The organism is Weissella sp. DD23 (assembly GCF_001579105.1).
Classification (GTDB): Bacteria; Bacillota; Bacilli; order Lactobacillales; family Lactobacillaceae; genus Weissella; species Weissella cibaria.
The window spans coordinates 1-8,821 of sequence record NZ_KQ970396.1; the positions used below are offsets into that span (position 1 = coordinate 1).

An 8,821-nucleotide genomic window follows, 5' to 3' on the forward strand; every position below is an offset into this window, starting at 1 on the left:
TTATGTGATATTATTCACGTGTAGAAAAAATCAGTTCGAAAGGTTGGTATTAACGCATGTTTGGTAAGGATAATGAATTTTGGCAAATGGTGTTGACAACTCTTTGTGAAATGATATACTAATTATGTTAATAAATGAGCAAACAAAAATTTGAAAGATTATTTAGAGGTAAAAATCATGGCTGATGCACCTAAGAAGAAAGTTTTAACGGCAGAAGAGAAGGCAGCGCGTTTCGAAGCTGCCAAGAAGATGACGTCAGAGTTGGTCGACAAGTCTGAAATCGCTTTGAAGGAATTCTCAACGTACACACAAGCACAAGTTGATAAGATCGTCGCTGCAATGGCTTTGGCTGGTTCAGAAAACTCATTGTTGTTGGCCCACGAAGCGCACGATGAAACTGGTCGTGGTGTGGTCGAAGACAAGGACACGAAGAACCGTTTCGCCTCAGAATCTGTTTACAACGCCATCAAGAATGACAAGACGGTTGGTGTGATCTCAGAAGACCGCGTAACTGGTAAGGTTGAATTGGCAGCGCCACTTGGTATTTTGGCTGGTATCGTCCCAACGACGAACCCAACGTCAACGACAATCTTCAAGTCAATGTTGGCCGCAAAGACGCGTAACACGATTGTCTTTGCCTTCCACCCACAAGCTCAAAAGTCATCAGCGCACGCTGCTAAGATTGTTTACGATGCAGCTGTCGCTGCTGGGGCACCTAAGAACTTCATCCAATGGATCGACACGCCATCACTAGATGGGACAACGACGTTGATTCAAAACCCAAAGATTGCGTCAATCTTGGCAACGGGTGGTCCTTCAATGGTTAACGCCGCTTTGAAGTCAGGAAACCCATCAATGGGTGTTGGTGCTGGTAACGGTGCCGTGTTCGTTGACGGAACGGCTAACGTTGACCGTGCGGTTGAAGACTTGCTATTGTCAAAGCGTTTTGACAACGGTATGATCTGTGCCACTGAAAACTCATTGGTTATCGAAGCCCCTGTTTATGACGAAGTCATGCGCAAGTTGCAAGAACAAGGTGCTTACTTGACGCCAAAGAAGGACTACGAGAAGGTTGCTAACTTTGTCTTCAAGCCAAACGCAGAAGGTTACGGGGTTAACGGACCAGTTGCTGGTATGTCAGGTAAGTGGATTGCCGAGCAATCAGGTTTGAAGTTGCCAGAAGATAAGGATGTTTTGTTGTTCGAATTGGACAAGAAGAACATCGGTGAAGCTTTGTCATCAGAAAAGTTGAGTCCTTTGTTGTCAGTCTACAAGGCTGCTGACCGTGAGGACGCCATTGAAATCGTTCGCGCTTTGTTGAACTACCAAGGTGCTGGTCACAACGCTGCTATCCAAATCGGTGCCCAAGACGATCCATTCGTTAAGGAATACGCTGATAAGATTGAAGCATCACGTATCTTGGTTAACCAACCAGATTCAATCGGTGGTGTGGGAGATATCTACACGGATGCAATGCGCCCATCATTGACGCTAGGAACTGGATCATGGGGGAAGAATTCATTGTCACACAATTTGTCTACTTACGATTTGCTTAACATCAAGACGGTTGCCCGTCGTCGTAACCGTCCACAATGGGTCCGCTTGCCAAAGGACATCTACTACGAGTCAAACGCCATTACGTACCTACAAGAATTGCCAAACATCGACCGCGCCTTTATCGTGGCCGACCCAGGTATGGTCAAGTTCGGCTTCGTCGACAAGATTTTGGATCAATTCGCACTCCGTGCGGACCAAGTAAAGACATCAATCTACGGTTCTGTTCAACCAGACCCAACAATTGGTCAAGCTATCGATATTGCCCGTCAAATGGCCGAATTCCAACCAGACACGGTTGTCTTGATTGGTGGTGGTTCAGCGCTTGACGCTGGTAAGATTGCCCGCTTCTTGTACGAGTACTCAGCTGAAGAAGGTCACGAAGGCATCTTGAACGACGATGCTGCCTTGAAGGAATTGTTCGGCGAGTTGGCACAAAAGTTCATGGATATCCGCAAGCGTATCGTGAAGTTTGATCACCAACACTTGACGCAAATGGTTGCCATCCCAACGACGTCAGGAACTGGTTCAGAAGTAACGCCATTCGCGGTTATCACGGATGATGAGACGCACGTGAAGTACCCATTGGCTGACTACGAGTTGACGCCACAAGTGGCTATCGTGGACCCAGAGTTCGTGATGACGGTGCCAAAGCGCACGGTTGCCTTCTCAGGTTTGGATGCTTTGTCACACGCGTTGGAGTCATACGTTTCAGTAATGGCCTCAGAATTCACACGTCCTTGGGCATTGCAAGCTATCAAGTTGATCTTCGATAACTTGGAGACGTCATACAAGTACGACCCAGCCCACCCATCAAAGGAAGGTCAAGAAGCCCGTTCAAAGATGCACTACGCGTCAACGTTGGCTGGTATGTCATTCGCGAACGCCTTCTTGGGAATTAACCACGCCTTGGCGCACAAGACTGGTGGAGAATTCGGTTTGCCACACGGTTTGGCAATCTCAATCGCCATGAAGCACGTCATTAAGTTCAACGCGGTAACTGGTAACGTTAAGCGTACGCCATTCCCACGTTACGAGACGTACACGGCCCAAAAGGATTACGCTGATATCGCCCGCTACCTTGGTTTGCAAGGTAAGAATGACGCTGAATTGGTTGACGCTTTGTTGGCTAAGATTGACACGTTGTTCGCCGGTGTTGAAGTACAACCTTCATTGTCAGCTAACGGTGTTTCAAAGGCTGACTTTGAGAAGTCATTGGACACGTTGCCTGACTTGGTTTACAACGACCAAACGACGCCAGGTAACCCACGTCAACCTCGTTTGGAAGAAATCCGTCAATTGTTGAAGGACCAATTCTAAACCGCGCACTATCTAAATAATGACAAAACGCCCCAGGTCCGCAGCCATGAACCTGGGGTGTTTTTTAAGTTGTTAGTCTGCGTGGACGATAAATGTATTAACGCGTGATGTTCGCGAAACGAATTCTGTGACGGAACCTTGCATTAACCGTTCGACAGCATTCATACCAGTTGCGCCGATGACGATTAAATCGATGTCATATTGCGCGGGGATCACTTTAGCAATAATGTTTTTAGGATTGCCAGTTTCGCTAATGACGGTCAAATTAGTGACGCCGGCTTGTTTTGCTTCAGTAGCAAAACGTTCTAAAAGTGCTTTGCTCTGTGTAATCGCGTTTTCTTCTAACTCATGTGAGTAATGCGCCGCGTCTTTTAACTTATTCGTATCAACCACGTTTAAGATATACAAGTGTCGTGATGGCGTGTTATTGACAATTTCGACAGCTGTTGCGAAGGCGGCTTCTGATTCTTTTGAGCCGTCTACAGGCGCTAAAATATGTTGGTAGTTATGGATTGATTGCATCGCTGAATTCCCCTCAAAATGTTCATTGCCTTTATTGTACACGATTCAAACAAAACCCGGCTATTCTCTTTGGATAGGGGTATAATGATGGGTAAATAAGTTAAAAACGAGGCCAGTAAAATGGAATATCGAACATTATCAAACGGTGTGGTCATGCCAGTATTGGGGTACGGTATGGCACAAGTGCAGGGGCCTGAGGCGGTGCAAGCAGTTAAGGACGCCATTGCAGCGGGGTACCGGGCGATTGATACAGCTGTCATTTATGATAATGAGGCTGACATCGGTCAGGGAATTGCCGAATCTAATGTCGATCGATCAAATTTATTTCTGACAACCAAGGTTTGGGTGCAGGACATGACTTATGAGGGGGCAAAGGCGTCAGTGATGCGTTCTCTTGAATTGCTACAAACGGACTATTTGGATTTGGTGTTATTACACCACCCAATTGGTGATGTTTGGGGTGCTTGGCGGGCGTTGGAAGAGCTTTATGCCGCCGGTAAAATTCGGGCGATTGGCGTGTCAAATTTCTCACCAGCGTTGTTAGCCCAGTTTATTGCGCTTAATGATATTGCACCGATGGTTAATCAAATTGAAAACCATCCATTCCACCAACAAGTTGATAAGGTAGCGTATTTCCAAGAGCAAGGTGTTTTGGTGGAAGCTTGGGCACCATTCGCTGAGGGCATGCATGATGTCTTCCATTCCCCAATTTTGACCGCGATTGCTGATAATCATGGTAAGTCAGTTGGACATGTCATCCTCCGGTGGTTGTTGCAACGGGGAATTAGTACCATTCCGAAGTCAATGAAGCCAGCACGGATGCGCGATAATTTAAATGTATTTGATTTTGAATTGACTGAACCAGAAATGGCCGCGATTGCCACAATGAATACAGGGGAAACTTTGTTTGGCGGTTCGGATGATCCGGATGTTGCACACGTTGAGAAGATGCTGAACTGGACAGTCACACACTAAGATAGGAAAAAGATGGGATTTATTATCATATTGATTTTGGTCGCGCTGTTTGTGTACACACAATCACGCAAGCGACGTCACGATCACGAGATGCGTCAAAAAGCTGACTATCTTGAAGGTAAATTTGAAGACATCACGAAAAAGTAAATGCTAAGCGTCAATTCAGATTAATGAGTTGACGCTTTTTACCTATCGTCAGGGGCCGAATTACCCTGTATAATAGACGTTGACAGAAAAAATTAGAGAGATAGGAGGCGCGATAAAATATGGACATTGCAGAAATGAAGACGCGCCAGTCTCACATTCGTAACTTTAGTATCGTGGCGCACATTGACCACGGTAAGTCGACGATTTCAGATCGTATTCTGGAAGCAACGCACACGGTTACTGAACGTGAGATGCAAAATCAATTGTTGGACACGATGGATTTGGAACGTGAGCGTGGTATCACGATTAAGATGAATGCCGTTGAAGTTCACTACAAGGCCAACGATGGGGAAACCTACATTTTCCACTTGGTTGATACTCCAGGACACGTCGACTTCTCATATGAGGTGTCTCGTTCACTAGCAGCCGCTGATGGGGCGATTTTGGTTGTTGACGCCGCCCAAGGTGTAGAAGCCCAAACGTTGGCAAATGTTTACTTGGCCTTGGAAAACGACTTGGAAATCTTACCATTGATCAACAAGATTGACTTGCCAGCTGCTGATCCAGAAGCTGTCCGGGCTGAAATCGAAGATGTTATTGGCATTGATGCATCTGAAGCTGTTTTGGCATCAGCTAAGCAAGGTATCGGAATTCCAGAATTGCTTGAGCAAATCGTGGCGAAGATTCCCGCGCCAGAGGGAGATTTGGAAGCGCCATTGCAAGCGTTGATTTTTGACTCAGCCTATGATTCCTACAAGGGCGTTATTTTGACTGTCCGGGTGAAGGAAGGTGTTATGAAGCCGGGTGATAAGATTCGCTTCATGAACTCGGGGGCTGAATACGAAGTCACAGAAGTGGGTGTTAACTCACCACACCCTGTGAAACGTGATTTCTTGATGGCTGGTGATATTGGTTATGTCGCTGCCTCGATTAAGAACATCCGTGACGCTCGCCCTGGTGATACGATTACGTCAGTTAAGAACCCAGCGGCGGAAGCGTTGCCAGGTTACCAACCAATGACGCCTATGGTGTACTCAGGTTTGTACCCAACGGATAACTCAAAGTACAATGACTTACGTGAAGCGCTTGAAAAGTTGCAATTGAACGATGCGTCATTGGAATTCGAGCCTGAGACGTCACAAGCATTGGGATTTGGTTTCCGTACTGGATTCTTGGGCTTGTTGCACATGGATGTGGTGCAAGAACGACTTGAACGTGAATTCGATATGGAATTGATCACGACGGCGCCATCTGTAACGTACCACGCGTATACAACAGACGGTGAAATGGTTGAAGTGGCCAACCCATCAGAATTACCTGAAGCTAGTGCCATCAAGTGGATTGAAGAGCCATACGTGCACGCTCAGATTATGGTGCCAAACGAGTACGTTGGGGCAGTTATGGAATTGGCACAACAAAAGCGTGGTGAATTCGATACGATGGATTACTTGGACCAAAACCGCGTTAACGTGAAGTACTACATTCCGTTGTCAGAAATCATCTTTGACTTCTTCGATAAGTTGAAGTCAAACACGCGAGGTTACGCGTCATTAGATTACGAGATTTCAGGTTACCGCCAGTCTGACTTGGTTAAGATTGATATCTTGCTAAATGGGGACAAGGTCGATGCCTTGAGCTTTATTGTGCACAAGGATTTTGCACAAGAACGTTCACGGATTATTACGGCGAAGTTGAAGCAAATCATTCCACGTCGTAACTTCGAAATTCCAGTGCAAGCGGCCATCGGTTCAAAGATTGTCTCACGTTCAACGATTAAGGCTTACCGTAAGGATGTTACGTCAAAGATCCACACGGGTGACCCTGATCGTCGTGCAAAGTTGTTGGATAAGCAAAAGCGTGGTAAGAAGCGCATGAAGGCGGTTGGAACGGTTGATGTACCGCAAGAAGCCTTTATGGCGGTGCTTAAGGCCGAAGATGATACAGAATTTGCAAAGGGTGCCAACCATTAAGCGCGTTTTACGTGACGACATTCGGAAAATTCTTTGGTTAAGAGTCTACCATTCTTACTGAAGATATGTTATTATATTCAGGTTAAATAAACTGACTCTGGTTCTTATAGATCCAGGGCGATAAGGAGAAACACGATGAAGGCTGATATCCACCCAGATTACCACCAAGTGGTTTTCGTTGATTCAACTACTGGTTACAAGCTATTGACTGGTTCAACTCGTACTTCAAACGAGACGATCGAGTTCGAAGGTGCTGAGTACCCAATGATCCGTGTTGAAGTTACGTCAGATTCACACCCATTCTACACTGGTAAGCAAAAGTTTACTACTGCCGATGGTGCGGTCGACAAGTTCAACAAGAAGTACGGTTTGGCTTAATTTTAAGCGATTCAATACTGAAAAAAACCATCCAACTTTCGGGTTGGATGGTTTTTTGTATTGTTGAAATGATAGCTTGCCAGAGCAGGTTTTTAAATAATTTCAAGACCTTACTTTTCGTAAGTTCCAGTCGTATAATAATGCTGTTTTAAAGAAAGAAGGATAATTAATAATGGTTAAGACAGCTTTAGTGACTGGTGCGAACAAGGGAATTGGCTATGCAATTGCCCAACAATTGTTGGAGCAGGGCTATACCGTTTTGGTTGGCGCTCGCGATGCTGGTCGCGGTGAAGCAGCTGTACGTGAGTTGCAAACGTTTGGAAATGCAGAATTGTTGTTAGTTGATGTCGCTGATTTGGACAGTATTCATGCGGCAGTGGCAAGCATCACTGCAAATTATGACGGCTTGGACTTGTTGGTTAATAACGCTGGAATCTCCGGTGATATGGATCGCACAGCATGGGAGTACGAGACACAAGAACTGCTTGATATTTACAAGGTTGACTTTATCGGACCATATGAACTAACGAAGGGGCTTTTGCCTGTGTTGCAAAAGAACAGTGGGACGATTATCAATATTTCGACGCCAATTGAACCAGGTAAATGGTGGCACCCACTTGGGTACATGGCAGGTAAGGCACCGCTTAACGTTATGACTAAGGACTTCGGTCTTGAGTTTGAGCAACAAAATATGCCAATTGAGATTTTTGCCGTGATGCCAGGGGCCGTATCTACGGACTTGAATGGGCACATTGAAGGTGATTTCGTTCGTACTACGGACAATGCGGCTGAGTTGATTTTGTCATTCTTCTTTGATGATCAGAACCACAATGGTCAAGTGATCAATGAAGATGGGTCAGTCGTTAACTACAATCCACAACACTAGGAATGTAAAGTATATTTGGGGTTTGATGGGCATACTCATTGGCACCATTATTGTGCAGCGATTTGGCTGGTATCAGTCAGTTAAGAAGCAAGCTAATGTCATACAAATTATTGGTATTATTATCATGGTTGCGGATGTCATAATGATGCAATTGCAGTAGCAAATTAAATATAGGAAATAGTCGGATTTTTAAACCAATTATTCGTCGTGACAACCGCGAAGCAATATTGCTTTGCGGTTTTTTTACTGCTCTAAATAGCTCGCAAGAATAAATCTTGTACAATTTATGGGAAATAAGTCGACCTTATGTTTTTTGAAAATACACAAAAGCGGTCTGGTTTTTACAAACACGTGCTAAATATAGGAGAAACTAAATGCAACGTTTGTTTAGGTGTACAATTCCGTATGTTTTCACCAGGGAATGATTAACTGAATATTGACGGAGTGTTGTACAATATTTAAGTGAAGAAAAGTAAGTGGAACCGGATTGTCGGAATGTTAAAACGTCCGGCGTCTGAGTTGATACTTTGAAGATCAGAGCCAAACGTTCTGGAAATATTATTTAGAAAGTAATGTTGGATTATGCAACCTCATAATCTTGCATGAGTAAAAAGACTGCCAATCATCCAGGTTGGAAGCCTTTTTTGTGACGTGAGAAATATTAACCATGGATAAGACTACCCGATTAACATTAGCGGCGAATTTAGCAGCCGGTCGCCAACAAAAAAATGTGTCGATTGAAGATATTGAACGAATTGGTATTTCGAAGTCACGTTATTACCGTTATATCAACGGGGAAGTAGATATAACGGTTGCGGATTTACACAAGTTACTTGAATTACTATCAATGTCATTTTCTGAGGCACTTTATCATACAGTTGAAGAAGCTGACATCATTCAAAATCGAGAAATTTCAGTGCTAACGCATTTACGGTCGTTTACGATTGTTGATATGGCAAAACTTGCAATTGACGGACAAACAATGGATGCTAAAACTTTTTGGCCGTTGTATCAAACGTTTGTAAAATCAATTGTCTTGTATCGCGAATATATGCCAAGTACTTTCTAT

8 protein-coding genes are annotated in these 8,821 nt (G+C 44.6%); 7 read left to right on the forward strand and 1 reads right to left on the reverse strand.

Annotated elements, in window-relative coordinates:
- Nucleotides 1-177 precede the first annotated feature (177 nt).
- The gene (gene adhE, locus WEIDD23_RS09310; protein WP_060654048.1) at nucleotides 178-2,874 is read left to right on the forward strand and encodes a bifunctional acetaldehyde-CoA/alcohol dehydrogenase; all 2,697 of its coding nucleotides are present in this window, start codon (nucleotides 178-180) and stop codon (nucleotides 2,872-2,874) included.
- 72 nt (nucleotides 2,875-2,946) lie between these two features.
- Here adhE and WEIDD23_RS09315 read toward each other — a convergent pair whose 3' ends face one another.
- Nucleotides 2,947-3,396 carry a universal stress protein gene (locus tag WEIDD23_RS09315; RefSeq protein ID WP_010374224.1) on the reverse strand — a complete coding sequence of 150 codons (450 nt, stop codon included), beginning with the start codon at nucleotides 3,394-3,396 and terminating at the stop codon, nucleotides 2,947-2,949.
- Between the two features lie 120 nt (nucleotides 3,397-3,516).
- Between WEIDD23_RS09315 and WEIDD23_RS09320 the strand changes: the two genes are divergently transcribed.
- The 6 genes from WEIDD23_RS09320 to WEIDD23_RS13735 all read left to right on the forward strand — a co-directional run.
- Complete coding sequence (locus WEIDD23_RS09320) at nucleotides 3,517-4,371, forward strand: aldo/keto reductase (RefSeq protein ID WP_010374222.1); 855 nt, start codon at nucleotides 3,517-3,519, stop codon at nucleotides 4,369-4,371.
- A gap of 12 nt (nucleotides 4,372-4,383) precedes the next feature.
- The gene (locus WEIDD23_RS15035) at nucleotides 4,384-4,518 is read left to right on the forward strand and encodes a hypothetical protein (RefSeq protein WP_010374219.1); all 135 of its coding nucleotides are present in this window, start codon (nucleotides 4,384-4,386) and stop codon (nucleotides 4,516-4,518) included.
- Between the two features lie 119 nt (nucleotides 4,519-4,637).
- Nucleotides 4,638-6,488: a translation elongation factor 4 gene (lepA, locus tag WEIDD23_RS09325; RefSeq protein ID WP_010374218.1), complete on the forward strand. Its 1,851-nt coding sequence runs from the start codon at nucleotides 4,638-4,640 to the stop codon at nucleotides 6,486-6,488.
- A 135-nt stretch (nucleotides 6,489-6,623) separates the two neighbouring features.
- The gene (locus WEIDD23_RS09330) at nucleotides 6,624-6,866 is read left to right on the forward strand and encodes a type B 50S ribosomal protein L31 (protein ID WP_010374216.1); all 243 of its coding nucleotides are present in this window, start codon (nucleotides 6,624-6,626) and stop codon (nucleotides 6,864-6,866) included.
- Nucleotides 6,867-7,038: 172 nt separating this feature from the next.
- Nucleotides 7,039-7,752, forward strand: coding sequence for an SDR family NAD(P)-dependent oxidoreductase (locus WEIDD23_RS09335; RefSeq protein ID WP_010374214.1), 714 nt, complete (start codon nucleotides 7,039-7,041; stop codon nucleotides 7,750-7,752).
- 667 nt (nucleotides 7,753-8,419) lie between these two features.
- Nucleotides 8,420-8,821 (forward strand): helix-turn-helix domain-containing protein (locus tag WEIDD23_RS13735; RefSeq protein ID WP_197458869.1); only part of this gene is annotated, 402 nt, incomplete at its 3' end.